We start from the raw sequence: 14,655 nt of genomic DNA, 5'->3' as shown, positions 1-14,655 counted from the left end.
TGTAACAGGGGCATGCAGATGCATGCCCTTGAATTCAGAACGCCATCGAACGCCAACCGCGCGCTTTGCCATTGCCCGTTCGAACAGCCAGTGAATGCGCTGCACGCTGCGAACGTGCCATCACCTCGGCTTGATTGAGTTGGGTGAACTCACCGTTACGTAACAGATAAGCACCATCAACAAACACGTCGCTGACTTCATGTCCCAGCGCGGAGTAGACCAGTGAAGAGACCGGGTGATGAATAGGCGTCATGGCGGGGTGGGAAGTGTCGACGATCACCACATCAGCACGCTTGCCGACCTCCAGTGATCCGACAAGGTGATCCAGACCGATGGCACGCGCACCGTCGATGGTGGCCATTTCCAGTACTTTTTCCGCCGTCATGATGGTGGGATCGCGATGGAACCCTTTTTGCAGCAGCGCCGCCACTTTCATTGCCTGGAACAAATTATGGTTGTTGCTGCTGGCCGGGCCATCGGAACCGAGGCCCACCGTCAGCCCCGCCGCCAGCATTTCCGGTATCGGCGGTACACCGGAGGCCAGGTAGAGATTGCTACAGGGGTTGTGCGACACGCGCGTATCGTGATGTTTCAGGGCGCGGATATCCCGTGAACTGCACTGCACGCAGTGTACCGCCAGCACGTCCGGGCCGAGGAAACCAATATCACTCAGAAACTCGGTGTCCGTACTTTGGAATCGCAACTTTGCCTGTTCAATTTCGAAGTCGGTTTCTGCGACATGGGTGGTGATCAACACACCGGTTTCATCGGCTAATGCGCGTGTCCCGCGCAAGACTTCTTCATCCAGCGCCCAAATCATGCTGGGGGCTAATCCTACTCTGACGCGACCCTCAACTTTGTGAAAACGGTGAATCACCTGACGCGCATCCGCTAATGCCGCTTCCGGCGTTTCGATCAGGGCTTGCGGGATACCGTGCTCAGCGCCGCTGGTGAGAAATCCCCGGCATACGTGACCACGGATGCCGCTGACCTCGAAAGCTTCAATCACTTTTGCCGTCAGCCCTGGTCGTGGATGGGCATACATGAAATCGACCAGTGAGGTCACACCTGAACGCAACGACTCCATACAGCCGTGCAGAGCAGCGGCGTATACATCTTCTTCGGTGAGTGCCACAGCACTCGGGCCGGTCATACAGGTAAACCACTTCTTCAACACCATATCGTCACCCAGGCCTTTTAACAGCGTCTGGAACAGGTGCGTGTGGGTGTTAACCATGCCGGGCATGATGATACGTTCACGACAATCAATCACTTCTGCTTCGGGAAAGCGCTGGCTCAGGCTCTCGCGGGTGCCAATCGCGCTAATGGTATGGCCCTCAATAACCAGACTCGCTTGTTCGAGGATCTCACGTTGCGGGTTCATGGTAATGATCCAGCCGTCGGCCAATAAGTAACTCATGGCGCGCTCTCCAACTGCTGCTGGAGTTGTGCGGCATTCACCACAAAACCAAAGCACTGCTGCACGTTATACAGCGTGGCGTCGCGGCAATAATCCGGCGAGGTGGTGGCGCTGCAATCTTCCAGCAACAAACAGTCGTAGCCGCGAAAATTTGCGTCCTGCAGTGTACAGAGCACGCACTGGTCAAGGTTCACACCGGCAAACAACAATGTGGTAATGCCCAGATTGCGCAAAATGCTGTCGAGTTCGCTGTCGTGGAATCCGGACATGCGGTATTTGTTGACGCGAATATCTGACGCTGCGGGTGTCAGTTCCTCAACTACATCTGCCGCCCAGCTGCCCGCTTGCAACACGGGCGCGCCAGATACAGGCAAGGGATCGCCAAGGCCGACGCCATTACCGTGCGGGTTATACACATGCAGTAGCGCCGGACTGAGATTCAGTTTATCCGGCCGATTACCCCAGTTCAGCCAGATAACCGGGACTTCGGCGTGGCGCAATGCGGGCAACAGGGCTTGCAGCGGGGCAATGGGCGCACGCGCAGGGGTAACATCCACGCCGATGTGCCCAAGCCAGCCATCGGGATGGCAAAAATCGTTCTGCATATCCACCACGATGATGGCCGTCTGCTGTAAATCAAAAATCACTGAGCGATCGCGCGTGCTGAGTTGCATCGAACGTGCCTGCTGCATCGGTCGGCGGGTATCAACCATCGCGGGTGACACTCGCCACTGGTTAGCACGGCTGCTGCCTAAAACGTTTTCCGCCATATCAGGCTCCCGTGAGTATGCGCAGGTCTTCTTCATCCAGCGTGACAGGGTCACCGCTGCGAATCAGTTCGGAGAAACCTTCATTGGGGGTCATCACGGTCAGGGTATAGAGCTTGCTGCTGCCGGTGTTGCGAATGGCGTGATCGTTGCCAGGATGCAGCAGCAACGAATCGCCTTTCTTAATAGCCAGCTCATCGTCATTGCAGCGGGCGATGCCTTCACCGTGCAGCACATAGAAAAATTCGTGGGCAGTGGCATGTTCATTGGGTGGCGTTGCGCCGCCGACATTAAAAATTTCCACCACGAAGATGTTCTTAATGCCATCCAGCGGTTCATCAAACAAGATGGCAAAATAGTTGCTGCTGTCCGGGCTGATGCGGAATGCCTGAACGTCCTTTAAATTATTGAAGCGAAACGTTTTCATCTGTTATTCCTTGCGATAAGGCTGCGTTAATGCGCCGGGTTGCAACGTTCTTCCCACCACGCCAGACATAGCCAAAATGGTGAGCAGGTAAGGCAGGGCGAGGAGCACCTGCGGCGGTAAGCTGTTTTCAAATAACTGCAATGAGAGCTGTAACGCATCGGCCGCGCCAAAGATAAATGCGGCGATCAGCGCTTTCAGCGGACTCCAGCGACCGAAAATCACAATCGCCAGTGCAATAAATCCCTGACCGCTGACGATGTTGTCGCGAAACAGCCCAATCTGCGCGGTGACCAGATAGCTGCCAGCTAAACCCGCCCCCACGCAGGAGAACATCACGCCCCAGGTGCGGATTTTCAGGACATTGAGGCCTGCCGCATGTGCCGCGCGCGGATTTTCCCCAACGGCCCGTAACGAAAGGCCAAAGCGCGTATGAAACAGACAGAAATGCGCCAGCACCGCCAGTAACAGCGTGAGATAAAGCGGCAGCGGCTGCTGAAACAGGATCGGGCCAATGAAAGGGATCGCCGAGAGCAGCGGCACGTGCCACGGCTCCAGCATGGGGATGGTTGGCGATGCGCCGTTGCCCATCACCAGGGCATAAATCCAGGTGGCTAAACCGGCGGCAAGGATATTGAACACGATACCGACCACCACCTGGCTGGCGTGGGCGCGCAGATAGAGGGCGGCCAGCACACAGCCTACGATCAGCCCACCGACACCTCCGGCAATAAAACCCAACGCCGTCGAACCACTCTCTACCGCCATCATGTAACTCGACAGGGCGCCCAGCAGAATGGTGCCTTCGATGCCAATGTTCAGCACCCCGGAACGTTCCGCATAGATCTCACCCAGCGCCGCAAGCAAAACCGGTCCGGCAAGACGCACGGCTGCTGCCAGCCAGCTAATAAAGAAGGCAGTATCAAGATTGGCCAGCAAATTCATGATTGCTCCTCCGCCAGCTGAGCGCCGGATTTACGCAACCCCGGCAGATTAATGCGGTAATAGCGCAGCAGATCGCCCGCCAGAATCAATAGCACCACCAGACTTTGCAAAATCAGTACCACCGAGGTGGGCAGACCGGTCTGGCGTTGCATGGCACTGCCGCCAACTTCCAACCCGCCGTACAGGATCGCGGTAGGGACGACCAACAGCGGGTTAAGCCGTGCCAGCAGCGCGACCACCACACCGATAAAGCCAACGCCCCCTGAAATGCCATCCATTAATCGATGCTGCACGCCGAGCACGGCGCATAGTCCTGCTAACGCCGCCAGGCCACCGCCCAGCAGCACCGCACCCATTTGACGGCGATTGACATCAACCCCGCTGTAGCGTGCGGCGCGCGGGTTGAGGCCGGCGACCTTGATTTCGAAACCCGCCGGGGTGGCTCGTAACAGCCAGAAAACGAAGATCGTGGCAACCAGGGCAATAGCAATCCCCCAGTGCGCACGCATACCGCTCATGACAAAAGGCAACCATGTATCAGCAGGTAAACGCGGGGTTTGTGGTAGGTCGCCTGGCGCGCGCATCGGTCCGGAGACCAGATATTGCACGATAAACAGCGCGACATAGTTGGCCATCAGTGAAATCAGCACATCGTTGCCGCCAAATTTCACCCGCAGTGCGCCGACCCATCCGGCCCAGATGGCTCCGGCGAAAAACGCCGCCAACAGCACCATCGGCCAGTAGAGCAGCGCCGGAATCGCCCAGGGGAAACCTTGTGGCGACCCAGAGAGGGCGATCCAGCTTGCCGCCGTCGCGCCCATCAGAAAGCAGCCTTCAAAACCGATGTAACCGAGTCCAGCACGCCACACCACGATGGTCGCCAGCGCAATTAACATCAGTGGTGTGGCCTGTACCACACTCAATCCCAGGCTGCGCAGTGAGCCAAAGGCTTCATTAAACAGGAATCCATAGGCCGAAATGGGATTGCCGCCAAAGGGGATAAACAATAAACCGGCAATCACAAAGGCGGCGGCAATACCGCAACTGCTGGTCAACAGCAGCGCGCCAGTGGATTCCGCAGGCGCAAGACGGCGCTCAAGCAGCTTCTTCACGTTCGCCTCCTTGCATACGCAGATGCGCACCGGCCATCAGCTCTCCCAGACGTTCGGGCGTGGCGTCAGCAACGGGAAGTTCACCGGCAATTTGACCGCCATACATTACGGCGACGCGGTCCGAGAGATTGATGATCTCTTCCAGTTCAGCCGAAATCATCAGAATGGCGCAGCCGCGGTCGCGTGCCGCAATTAACCCTTGCCAAACACTCTCAATCGCGCCGACATCCAGCCCGCGCGTAGGTTGTTCCACCACCAGCAAGCAGGGATCGCTGGCGACTTCGCGCCCAAGGATTAACTTTTGCAGATTACCGCCCGAAAGCTTGCCGGCTTCGAAGGCGGCGTCTGGGGTTCGGACGGCAAAGCGGGCAATGATGTCACGCGCATGTTGGCTGATACGTTGACGATCGAGTAGCCAACCGCGTGCGCGGATGAAGCTGTGTTGGCGGCCTAACAGGGCGTTATCGGTGATCGACAAATCTGTCACCGATCCCACTCCGCGCCGGTCAGCAGGAATAAAGCCAATGCCTTTATTACGCCGGATGGCAGGGGTGTCATCACTGATATCTTCGCCATTGAGTAAGATGCGTCCGGCTTCCAGCTTACGCAGATTGAGCAGCGCTTCGGCCAGTTCCGACTGACCGTTGCCTTCTACGCCGGCAATGCCGAGAATCTCTCCTGCGGCTACCTGCAGCGATACGCGCCAGATTTTTTGCTGGCCGCTGGCGTCACGTACGGCAATATTATCAACCTGCAGCACCGTTTTACCCGGCTGGCAGGGCGCCTTGTCCACACGCAGCACTACATCACGGCCCACCATCCGTCTGGCCAAATCACGCTCGGAAGTGTCTTTAATATCGACGGAATCCACCATCTTTCCTGCCCGCATCACCGAAACGTGGTGGGCGATGGCCATGATTTCATACAGTTTGTGGGTGACGATGACCACCGATCGGCCTTCCGCACACAGCGATTTTAACGTGGCGAAAAGCCCGGCTTTTTCCTGTGGGGTCAGTACCGCGGTAGGCTCATCGAGAATCAGAACCTGAGCATCGCGATACAGCAGTTTGAGGATCTCTACACGCTGCTGCACGCCAATCGGCAAATGCTGAACTTTGGCCCAGGGATCAATTGCCAAACCGTGTTTATCTGATAGCGCCTTTAATCGCTGCGCGGCAGCGTGCAGATTGAGCCTGCCGCTACGATTTTCTTTCAGCCCCAGCACCACGTTTTCGACCACCGTCATCGGTTGCACCAGCATAAATTCCTGGTGCACCATGCCAATGCCGCAGCGAATGGCATCGCTGGGATCGCGGAAGCGCTGGATTTTGCCATCCACCACCACCTCGCCTTCATCCGCCTGATACAAACCATAAAGAATCTGCATCAGGGTGCTTTTACCCGCGCCGTTTTCGCCTAAGAGCGCATGAATTTCCCCCGCTTTAATGCTGAGAGAAACCCCGTCATTCGCTATCACGCGCGCAAAGCGTTTGGTGATGTTGTTGAGCGCGACCCGCACCGGTGCTGTTGCTGTCATGGCAAATACTCGCTGGTTAAACCGAAGGTTTCAGAGTGCCGCTATCCAGCTGTTGCCAGATGGTCTGGAACGCGGCCCATGCAGTGGCACTCACCAGTTTGCTGTTGTATTGCTCACTGCCGCTCACCACGGACCAGGCTTTACCGACGGTGGGATGCCACTCGTCGCCGCCTTTGAAACTTTTATTGGCGACAGACTCACCGACCTGTTCCACCATCCAGTCGAGGTTCTGACGGAAGCTGCAGGCGACGTAATCCGGTGCCACGTCGCGTTGATCAACATAGCAACCGATGGCTTTGACTTTACCGGCTGCCGCACCCTGCATCGCACCCAGACCGGTGACATCGGCGGCGTGCCAGATTACATCTGCACCGTTGCCAATCATGGTGGTGGCGGCTTCGCGGCCTTTGGCGGCGTTGTCGTAATCACCCGTCACCACGCCCATGCCTTTGATGCCTGGCCGGGTCTTTTCCGCAGCCTGAATAAAGGCGCGCATCATCGCTTGCTGGGTGGGGTTATCGCCGCCGCCGACAAAACCCACGGCCTTGCCTTTATCAGAGATCAATGCAGCCAGCGCACCTGCAGCATAAGCGCCTTGCAGATAGGCAAGATTGACGTATTCAACGTTGGCAGGGGATTTCTCTCCCGGTTTAAAGGTTGAGGCAAAGAAGTAGGTTTCCGGGTAGTCCGGCGCGATTTCGGCAAACGCGGAGCCATATTCGAAGCTGTGGCCGATGATCAGGGTGTAGCCATCGTCGGCATAACCGCGAATTACCTGTTCCATCTGCGCCTGTGGCACGCTTTCACTGTAGGCCACTTTAAAACCGGCCTTTTTCAGGCTCTGCAATCCGGCAAACGCCAGTGAACTCCAGCCGCCGTCGGCCACGGAACCGGGCAACAGTAGGGCAATTTTGATGTTGTTATTAGCGGCCATGGCGTTGCGCGACAACAGCGGGGCCAGTGTCGGTAACAACAGCGCGCCAGCCACTAATTTCGCGAAATGTCTGCGGGATACGTCTGCCATCATGTGTTCTCCTGGTGTGGTTTTGATGTATTAATCACCGGAAGAGCATTATCTTAAAAGCATCATTTTTCGCACTTACCGATGCCTTAAAGGCAACGCAGGGGAAAGCATGCTTCAGCACCGATTGTTTATTTATCTCGACCAGGTGGCGCGCAGCGGTTCGATTCGCAAGGCCGCTGAACGTTTGCATATTTCGGCTTCGGCGATTAATCGCCAACTGATTGCGCTGGAAGAGGAACTCGGGACACCGCTGTTTCAACGCTTGCCGCGTAAAATGGTGTTGACCGCGGCAGGTGAAGCCTTGATCCATCATGTGCGTCAGAGTTTCAAAGAGATTGAAATCGCGCAGATGAAGATTGAAGAGTTAAAAGGCTTACGGCGTGGTGAGGTGACGGTGGCGATGATGAGCGGGCTAGCGGCGAATTTGATTCCGCTGGCCGCCGCGGAATTTCGTCGGGCGAACCCGCGTGTGAAACTGCAACTGCAGCAGTTGACCACCGGTGAGAACATCACTAATGCGGTGGCAAGCGGTGAGGCAGATTTGGGTATTGGATTTGATTTCGAATTGCAGCCGGTGCATCGCAAACTCGCCAGTGTGCCCGTGCGTCTTGGTGCAGTAGTGGGAGTAGGGCATCCGTTGGCGGAGAAAGCCAGTTTACGGCTCAGTGATTGCCTGCCTTATCCGGTAGTGATTGCGGATAAATCGATGGTGATTCGGCCTTACCTCAATGAGGTGTTCGCGCGGGCATCAATCAATTTGCATACCGTAATTGAAACCAACTCGATCGAAGTGATGCGTCAGTCTGCGATGATGGATCAAACCCTGACGTTTCTGACGCCGATTGATATCGAATCCGATCAGCGTAGTGGCCGTTTGGTGTATATCCCGGTGCGTGAACTGGCACAGCATAGCCAGACGCTGATGTTGATCGGTCACGATCGTGGCACCAGCGCCATTGGCAGCGTGTTTGCGGAGACGTTGAAAGGGATGATGTCGCCATCGTAGATGGCGGCAACGATTATTGCTTCTGCTTGAGAAAATCGAGATCGAATGCCGCCACTTCGCGCACCAGCTTGATCAATGCTTGCGCAGCGCGGTCTGTGGCGATCTCTCCGCGTTCCGCATCCGCCGCTGCGGCGTTGCCTGTGGTGCCAGACAGGTGCAGATCCTGCGCCATCCAGCCAAAGCCAATTCCCCCTTCAGGAGTGAGAATGCCGCCGGTGTTTTCCAGCGCCACCGAGGTTGACACGAAGTCATCCGCGTAAGCCATCTGCACTAAATCAGGGTGGAGATGCAGCATCATACTGGTTTCTGATTCGCCGCCATGAATCCCGTGTTGCCGCTCATGGGCGCTATACAAGTCAGAGGCATCGATGGTACGGAACCAGCTGGCGCTAACGGCAAACATGCCAAGTTCGATACGCAACTGACGGCAGACGATTTCCATTAACTGCGGCTGACCGCCGTGTGAATTCCAGAAAATCAGCTTGCGAATCCCCGCGCGCCAGGCACTTTTTGCCACCTCGAACCACACTTTGCCTAACACATCATAGGGCAGGGAGAGCGTACCCGGATATTCCAGGTGTTCGTCAGATTTGCCAATCGGTAACGCAGGCAACACCAGCAGCGGTAGATCTTCTGGCATTATCGCGACGGCGCGCTGAATAATCCCTGCGTTGATGGCGGCATCAACCCGCACCGGTAAGTGCGGGCCATGCTGTTCAACGGCGCCAATCGGTAGCACGGCCACCATATTGGCCATATCAAGTTCGCTGAATTCCCGAGTGGAGAGATCCCACCACCAAGGCGAAGACGGTTTACGCATGTTGACCTCCATTTTTTAAGCTCAACATAGCGGGTTAGCGCTGCAATGGAAGCAACAAAATTCGTACTGAACGTTGCCTTTAAGGCATCGCACCCGACAGGGTAGCTTGTAGGATTTCACTAAACGCCGTGCAAACTTGTGACGTTTCACTATTGTCGTCTGGGCCTTTCAACAGTACAAATTCTGCTGGTGGAAGCGGTGGCAATCCTTGCGTGTAGTTTTTGTTGAGGAATTCGGCAGGGACGGCGGAGCGATTAAGGCAAGCAATGCCCAGCCCCGCTATCACGGCGGTTTGTAAACCACGTACCCCGGAGGCGATGTGTCGGATCACATAGGGTAACTGATGCTGTTTTAGGGTCTGGCAGGCTAGACGATGCAGACTACATCCTTCTGGAAGCAGTGCCAGCGGGAGGGGTTCGTGCTGCGCGGGTGCTGAAGCACTGACCCACAGCATAGGTTCATCCATCAGCAAGATTTCACGTGTGCTGGAGCCTGGTGGATGGATACCCGGGATGCGCATCACAATCGCGAGATCGAGTTCGCCCTGTTGCCACGCATGTTCAATGTCACCGCTTTTTCCCATCATTGTTCGCAGTTTCAAGTGTGGGTAGTCGCGGGCAAACCGCGCCAGTAAAACGATCATATCTGCGGGCCGACAATAATCGGTGATGCCCAGGCGGATCTCGCCGCTAAGTGACACACCTTGTAAATCCCGCCATGCGGCATCTGATAAGGCCAGTAAATGTCGCGCATGATGCAAGAGCTTCACGCCTGCTGCAGTCGGTGTCACGCCGCTTTTGCTGCGCAATAGTAAGGTTTGATTCGCATGCTGCTCTAATTTACGCAGCTGCTCACTGAGTGCGGATTGCGACAGAAAACGCAACGGTGCGGCTGCCGTCAGGCTGCCGGCGTCTACGGCTGTGACAAAACTGCGGAGGTGCTCCAAATCAAAACTGTTCATTTCTATCCATCGGATTAATGGTTGGATGTCATTCTATAATCCCGTTTTACCGATGGATTGCAATAAGTGATAGTGATTTGGAACCCCACTCAGGAGAAATATCATGCCACACATTGTATTGCAGTTATCCGGTGATCGTGACAGCGATCTAATGCGTCGATCAATACAGGTGATTCACGACCTGACGGCCGAAGTGCTTGGTAAAGAACGCGCAGTGATGGCCACCACCGTTCAGTTCATTCCTTGCGACCAATGGTTTATTGCCGGAAAATCTCTGGCTGATACAGGCGGCAGTGCGTTCCATCTTGATATCAGTATCACCGATGAAACTAACACCAAAGCTGAGAAGGCGAGATACGTGCGGGACGTTTTTCAGGCTTTAAGTTCACTGCGCAGTGATTTGCATGAAGCATGCTATGTGCATTTGATTGATGCGCGCGCGGCGGCTTACGGTTACGGTGGTCGCACCCAAGAGTGGCGCCATCAGCAGGTGTAAAATTCGGCGGCCCCAGCCTGCTCATGAGCTTCAGTGCGGGTTGTCAAAAAGGGCACATTGCCTGAAGCTCTGACGCCTCTGCTGCCCCCTCAGGGTTATCCGCAGCGCTGAGACTTTTACGTTGGGCCAGGAGCCCCACGCGGGGAGGCGTGGGGCAGTTCGCGGCCGACCATGGATGGTCATCCGCGAACGGTCCGTCCGGCACGACGTGGAAGTCGAAGGTACCGCGTCAGCGGCGCGAGGACGGCCCAGAGGGGGCAGTAGTGGCGGCAGAGCCCGCACAGAGAAGATAGGCCACTTATCATTAAGCAGCCTGAGTTATTAACTGACGAGCATTATGCCATTTATGGCGACCGCAAAGCGCCTGGCATCACTTTTGATTCTTAGTCGTGAATTCCTGATAGTTTTCCTGCGTCACCGTCTGGTAAGGCACCCAGTTATAGGCTTCGGTCTTTTTACCTTTAAGCATATCGTTCGCGACATCTACCGCGCCGGTGGCCTGGCCTTTGGCATCCTGGAAAATGGTCACCGCCATTTTGCCGTTTTTAATAAATTGCAAACCGTCTGGCGTGCCATCAATGCCTGCCACCAGCACATTGTTTTTCTTCAATTGATCCAAAGCCATAATCGCACCAATTGCCATTTCATCATTGTTGGCCACAATCGCATTAATATCGTTGCCATCCTGCAGCCAGGAGAGGGTTTTATCCACGGCCTCATTGCGCTGCCAGTTGGCGGTCTGTTTCTGGATCACCTTTAATCCAGGATGATCCTTGACGTAATCTTCAACCGCTTTGGTGCGCTGACGAGCTTCTTCAGTGGATAACGCCCCCATTAAAATCGCAATGTTACCTTGGTTATTCATACGTTTTGCCAGCGCTTCTATTTCCATCTTGCCGCTTAACGCAGAATCAGACCCGACATAGGCCATTTTGCCGCTGAGTTTCACCTCTGGTTTTCGGTTAACAAAAATTAGCGGGATATTGGCTTTCTGCGCAGCAGCAATCACCGGCATCACGCCTTGGGTATCAACGGGGTTAACGATGATGGCGTCCGCACCCTGATTGATAAAATCATCGATCTGCTGAATTTGCAGTGAAACGTCTCCCTTGGCATCGGCAAACTGGCTGTTGAGGCCTTTTTCTTTCAACTGCTTTTCCATCTGGCTACGAAGAATAGAAACAAAGTTGAGGTCTAAGTTAGCCAGCGCCACGCCGACCATATAGGTTTTCGCTTGCACACCGAACATGCTGAGCAGACCGAAGATCACCATTAATACTTTGATTATTTTCATCTTTATATCTCTGTAGGGGAGTGACAGATGTGTTTTGCATCCGGGTGCAAAATAAGATCAAAAGCCTTCTAATGGCGCTTATTTTGGGGTTTTGCAGCGGAATGCTTAATCATCACTCTCTGTTGCGGTTGAATAATAGTCAACGTGGCAAACATGGATTCCTTCACCTGGATCACAAAAACAACGTTTTTTGCACTCAGGTGCATGGCGAAATGCTACCGGGTGCAAAATTTCCAAAGGTTACCCCTTGTCATCTATTGGATGAAAAGCGTCAGGTTCATTAAGTTACAACATACAATGACAGTCATATATCATCGACCCATGTGACAGCTGAGCTGTTATCAAAGTTAAACAGAATAAGGGAGGGCATATCACACAGGAAGTTGAGGCTCTGATTGTCGCCCGGCAACGCTATTGCCGGGCATTGTAACCTTAAACTTCAATACTGGTTAAAAGGGCATTTTGAATAATCTTTTGTGCTTTCAATGGATTCTGTTCTCGCTGAGCTTCTTGCAGTGCGGTGATGTCGAGCTTATCTAATGCACGATAAATGTGTTTAAGAAAACGTATAGAAAGATTGGCCGCTTCTACATGGTCTTCACGGAAGGGGAACTGATCCAGTTGCCAGACGCCGTCCCAGTTATTGATTTTGAGCACATAGAAGAACTCAAAAATTTCCGTCATATGGACGGTGCCCACCACTAAATCATCATCCCAACCGCGCAGGTTATCGTTGACGTCCATGCCAAACAGGCGTCCACGATCGATAATCAGCTGCGCGGAATCGGCCGGAGATTCGCCGGCAAACAGGGCATGGCCGAAATCCAGCAGTACGCCGACGTTATCAAGGCCAATATCTTCAATCCCTAATAAGGTGCGTGCTGCGGAATCCCACGTCATTTTTACGCGCGGTTCGCGCGGCTTGTATTCGATAGCAAACTTAACATCAGGATTGGCGCTGGCCAGTTCACGCATACCGTCGACGGCCATTTTCCATAAATTTTTATGGTCGACCTGGAATGGATAATCCCAACCATCCTGACCCGGCCAAACTTTGACGTAGTTTGCCCCCAACTCACGTACCACTTTGGCCGCGTCATGCATCAATTCAAATGCTTGCTGGCGTAGCGCTGGATCTGGATTGGTGAATGCGCCACGAGAGAATTTGCGCAGGTAAATCTCGGGTGTAACACCAATCGCTTTTAAACCGGCATCTGCCAGCGCCTGTTTAACCTGTTCCACCGTGACGCCTTCGGTGAAAGGATAGGGCACATCAACGTAAGATAAGTCTTCGACACTACCGGCAAGTTTGATCTGATCGAGGGTGCTGAGTGCCGGTCCATAGCCATCCACCGCGTAGCGGTCGATATAGTTGGCGAAATGCCATAATCCAGCACCGAATTTAGGGTAGGTGTAGCCACTCATTAGAAGTACTCCTCAGATAGGTAAGGACTTAAACGTAAGAATGATTATGTGTGAATATATATTCAACTACGGATATATATTCCATTTTGCGCCGCGTTACCCTTGGTTCACCAGCGGCGATTGATGAAAATGCCGGGGTAATCACACAAATTTTTCTTGGGTGGCCTCCCTGAGTGGCTGAAATTTGCACGCTTATAACCATATGGTTATAATTCAATATCCAAATGGAGGTTTCCTATGAAAACATTCAGCATATCAACGAGTCAGGCTAAACCGCCTCGCTTATGGCAGGTCGCTGGGTTAAACAATTCCGATGGCGTCGCGTTGCTCGGGCAGATCAACGAAGGTCTTGATGGCAAAGTTGCCGGCCTTATCGTTGATTGGGCGCAGATAACGCAAAATGACCTGCGCAAAATGTCGGGCATTCCGTCAACCACCTTTAGTCGAAGCCTGAAAGCGCGATTCAGTGCCGATCAAAGCGAACGACTGGTGCGCATCATTCGCGTTATCGACCGTGCCGTTGAGTTGTTCGAAGGTAATAAAGAAGAAGCGCAAAAATGGCTGAATGAGCCAAACAGAGCGTTGAGTTGGAAAGTTCCAGCAGAGCTGATGGCTTCTGAAACCGGGGCTTATGAGGTCATGAAACTGATCACTCGCCTGGAGCATGGGGTTTATTCTTGATTCTCTATCGGCTAACCAAGACGAGGTATTTGACTACGGCGTGGTCGGGTTACGGCGCAAAAGAGGCAGGAGGGCGATGGAACAGTGTGGGTGTCTCAATGGTTTATGCATCCGAAACCGCATCGCTCACCATGCTAGAGACTTTGGTGCATCTACACGCGCCGCATCTCATGGAATATTTTACGCTGCTTCGTATTGAAGTGCCTGATGAGCAAGTACAGGACGCCGATATGGCAGAATTACCCCGTCATTGGGCTGACGAGGATGCACCACCAGAGTTAGCCGCATACGGTGATGCCTGGTGGTTTAGTCAAAGTTCGATTGCGTTACGCGTACCGAGCGCGCTGTCGCCGGTTGAATATAACTTCTTGTTGAATCCCGAACATCCAGATTTGTACAGAATTGTTCAACGTGCAGAAGTTATCCCGTTTAGGTTTGATAGCCGACTGAAAGCCTGACCTTTGATGAGTAGAGTAACCCGACAAAAGTCGTGATGTGCTTTATCAGGAAAAATATATTTCATTCTGCGTTGTTTCATTAAAGCATTCTTTAATGAGATCTAAAATAGACATGCACGCCGCGTCACATCGTTTAAATCGTTGCGCGCATTGTGTAAGAACAATGCCCTAAGCCTTGCGCCTGAAAGGCCGCTTCTTAACCGATGACCGGGCAGGGGGTGTTTAGATAGGTCGGCTGAGACGTTTAAGCGTAACTGTGAGTAAAACGTGGTCGGGCCTTCCTGT

15 protein-coding genes are annotated in these 14,655 nt (G+C 53.8%); 4 read left to right on the top strand and 11 right to left on the bottom strand.

The window, feature by feature from the left end; translation table 11 throughout:
- Window positions 1-34 precede the first annotated feature (34 nt).
- The 7 genes from QMZ30_RS17940 to QMZ30_RS17910 are packed head-to-tail and all read right to left on the bottom strand — an operon-like array spanning window position 35 to window position 7,232.
- Entirely contained in the window at window positions 35-1,420 is a 1,386-nt protein-coding gene (locus tag QMZ30_RS17940) for an amidohydrolase family protein (RefSeq protein ID WP_283228417.1), read from the bottom strand.
- Window positions 1,417-2,190: a cysteine hydrolase family protein gene (locus QMZ30_RS17935; protein WP_283228416.1), complete on the bottom strand. Its 774-nt coding sequence runs from the start codon at window positions 2,188-2,190 to the stop codon at window positions 1,417-1,419. The genes QMZ30_RS17940 and QMZ30_RS17935 overlap by 4 nt, the downstream gene beginning before the upstream one ends.
- 1 nt (window position 2,191) lies before the next feature.
- Window positions 2,192-2,614, bottom strand: coding sequence for a cupin domain-containing protein (locus QMZ30_RS17930; RefSeq protein ID WP_039336927.1), 423 nt, complete (start codon window positions 2,612-2,614; stop codon window positions 2,192-2,194).
- A 3-nt stretch (window positions 2,615-2,617) separates the two neighbouring features.
- A complete protein-coding gene (locus QMZ30_RS17925) occupies window positions 2,618-3,556 on the bottom strand; it encodes an ABC transporter permease (protein WP_039336929.1) in 939 nt (312 codons plus the stop codon).
- Entirely contained in the window at window positions 3,553-4,668 is a 1,116-nt protein-coding gene (locus QMZ30_RS17920; protein WP_283228415.1) for an ABC transporter permease, read from the bottom strand. The genes QMZ30_RS17925 and QMZ30_RS17920 overlap by 4 nt, the downstream gene beginning before the upstream one ends.
- Entirely contained in the window at window positions 4,652-6,205 is a 1,554-nt protein-coding gene (locus QMZ30_RS17915; protein WP_283228414.1) for an ABC transporter ATP-binding protein, read from the bottom strand. Before QMZ30_RS17915 ends, QMZ30_RS17920 begins: the two co-directional genes overlap by 17 nt.
- A gap of 16 nt (window positions 6,206-6,221) precedes the next feature.
- Window positions 6,222-7,232, bottom strand: coding sequence for a BMP family protein (locus tag QMZ30_RS17910; protein ID WP_283228413.1), 1,011 nt, complete (start codon window positions 7,230-7,232; stop codon window positions 6,222-6,224).
- A 106-nt stretch (window positions 7,233-7,338) separates the two neighbouring features.
- Between QMZ30_RS17910 and QMZ30_RS17905 the strand changes: the two genes are divergently transcribed.
- Window positions 7,339-8,235, top strand: a complete 897-nt coding sequence (locus tag QMZ30_RS17905; RefSeq protein WP_283228412.1) for a LysR family transcriptional regulator — start codon at window positions 7,339-7,341, stop codon at window positions 8,233-8,235.
- Between the two features lie 13 nt (window positions 8,236-8,248).
- Here the strand turns inward: QMZ30_RS17905 and QMZ30_RS17900 are convergent, their stop codons facing one another.
- Together QMZ30_RS17900 and QMZ30_RS17895 are read right to left on the bottom strand one after the other, a co-directional pair.
- Entirely contained in the window at window positions 8,249-9,055 is an 807-nt protein-coding gene (locus QMZ30_RS17900; RefSeq protein WP_283228411.1) for a creatininase family protein, read from the bottom strand.
- Between the two features lie 79 nt (window positions 9,056-9,134).
- Window positions 9,135-10,016: a LysR family transcriptional regulator gene (locus tag QMZ30_RS17895; RefSeq protein ID WP_283228410.1), complete on the bottom strand. Its 882-nt coding sequence runs from the start codon at window positions 10,014-10,016 to the stop codon at window positions 9,135-9,137.
- 103 nt (window positions 10,017-10,119) lie between these two features.
- Here QMZ30_RS17895 and QMZ30_RS17890 point away from each other — a divergent pair, with 103 nt between their 5' ends.
- On the top strand, window positions 10,120-10,512 hold the full coding sequence (locus QMZ30_RS17890) for a tautomerase family protein (protein WP_283228409.1): 393 nt from the start codon (window positions 10,120-10,122) through the stop codon (window positions 10,510-10,512).
- Between the two features lie 370 nt (window positions 10,513-10,882).
- Here the strand turns inward: QMZ30_RS17890 and QMZ30_RS17885 are convergent, their stop codons facing one another.
- Both QMZ30_RS17885 and QMZ30_RS17880 read right to left on the bottom strand, forming a co-directional pair.
- Window positions 10,883-11,806: a substrate-binding domain-containing protein gene (locus QMZ30_RS17885; RefSeq protein WP_283228408.1), complete on the bottom strand. Its 924-nt coding sequence runs from the start codon at window positions 11,804-11,806 to the stop codon at window positions 10,883-10,885.
- Between the two features lie 432 nt (window positions 11,807-12,238).
- Window positions 12,239-13,231 (bottom strand): sugar phosphate isomerase/epimerase family protein, encoded by a 993-nt coding sequence (locus QMZ30_RS17880; protein WP_039336942.1) that lies wholly within the window; start codon window positions 13,229-13,231, stop codon window positions 12,239-12,241.
- 237 nt (window positions 13,232-13,468) lie between these two features.
- Between QMZ30_RS17880 and QMZ30_RS17875 the strand changes: the two genes are divergently transcribed.
- Window positions 13,469-13,912 (top strand): Xre family toxin-antitoxin system antitoxin, encoded by a 444-nt coding sequence (locus QMZ30_RS17875; protein ID WP_283228407.1) that lies wholly within the window; start codon window positions 13,469-13,471, stop codon window positions 13,910-13,912.
- Window positions 13,909-14,370, top strand: a complete 462-nt coding sequence (locus QMZ30_RS17870) for an RES family NAD+ phosphorylase (protein ID WP_283228406.1) — start codon at window positions 13,909-13,911, stop codon at window positions 14,368-14,370. The genes QMZ30_RS17875 and QMZ30_RS17870 overlap by 4 nt, the downstream gene beginning before the upstream one ends.
- Window positions 14,371-14,655 lie beyond the last annotated feature (285 nt).

Origin of the sequence: Pantoea sp. EA-12, assembly GCF_030053355.1 — a bacterium.
Classification (GTDB): domain Bacteria; phylum Pseudomonadota; class Gammaproteobacteria; order Enterobacterales; family Enterobacteriaceae; genus Pantoea; species Pantoea vagans_C.
Note: the sequence above shows the minus strand (reverse complement) of the source record. Positions and strands in the feature narration are given on the sequence as shown.

What these genes read in the sequence shown, in the direction of transcription:
- QMZ30_RS17940 (WP_283228417.1), bottom strand. Translation starts at nt 1,420, where the DNA reads ATGAGTTACTTATTGGCCGACGGCTGGATCATTACCATGAACCCGCAA.
- QMZ30_RS17895 (WP_283228410.1), bottom strand. Translation starts at nt 10,016, where the DNA reads ATGAACAGTTTTGATTTGGAGCACCTCCGCAGTTTTGTCACAGCCGTA.
- QMZ30_RS17905 (WP_283228412.1), top strand. Translation starts at nt 7,339, where the DNA reads ATGCTTCAGCACCGATTGTTTATTTATCTCGACCAGGTGGCGCGCAGC.
- QMZ30_RS17885 (WP_283228408.1), bottom strand. Translation starts at nt 11,806, where the DNA reads ATGAAAATAATCAAAGTATTAATGGTGATCTTCGGTCTGCTCAGCATG.
- QMZ30_RS17915 (WP_283228414.1), bottom strand. Translation starts at nt 6,205, where the DNA reads ATGACAGCAACAGCACCGGTGCGGGTCGCGCTCAACAACATCACCAAA.
- QMZ30_RS17890 (WP_283228409.1), top strand. Translation starts at nt 10,120, where the DNA reads ATGCCACACATTGTATTGCAGTTATCCGGTGATCGTGACAGCGATCTA.
- QMZ30_RS17930 (WP_039336927.1), bottom strand. Translation starts at nt 2,614, where the DNA reads ATGAAAACGTTTCGCTTCAATAATTTAAAGGACGTTCAGGCATTCCGC.
- QMZ30_RS17935 (WP_283228416.1), bottom strand. Translation starts at nt 2,190, where the DNA reads ATGGCGGAAAACGTTTTAGGCAGCAGCCGTGCTAACCAGTGGCGAGTG.
- QMZ30_RS17900 (WP_283228411.1), bottom strand. Translation starts at nt 9,055, where the DNA reads ATGCGTAAACCGTCTTCGCCTTGGTGGTGGGATCTCTCCACTCGGGAA.
- QMZ30_RS17910 (WP_283228413.1), bottom strand. Translation starts at nt 7,232, where the DNA reads ATGATGGCAGACGTATCCCGCAGACATTTCGCGAAATTAGTGGCTGGC.
- QMZ30_RS17880 (WP_039336942.1), bottom strand. Translation starts at nt 13,231, where the DNA reads ATGAGTGGCTACACCTACCCTAAATTCGGTGCTGGATTATGGCATTTC.
- QMZ30_RS17875 (WP_283228407.1), top strand. Translation starts at nt 13,469, where the DNA reads ATGAAAACATTCAGCATATCAACGAGTCAGGCTAAACCGCCTCGCTTA.
- QMZ30_RS17925 (WP_039336929.1), bottom strand. Translation starts at nt 3,556, where the DNA reads ATGAATTTGCTGGCCAATCTTGATACTGCCTTCTTTATTAGCTGGCTG.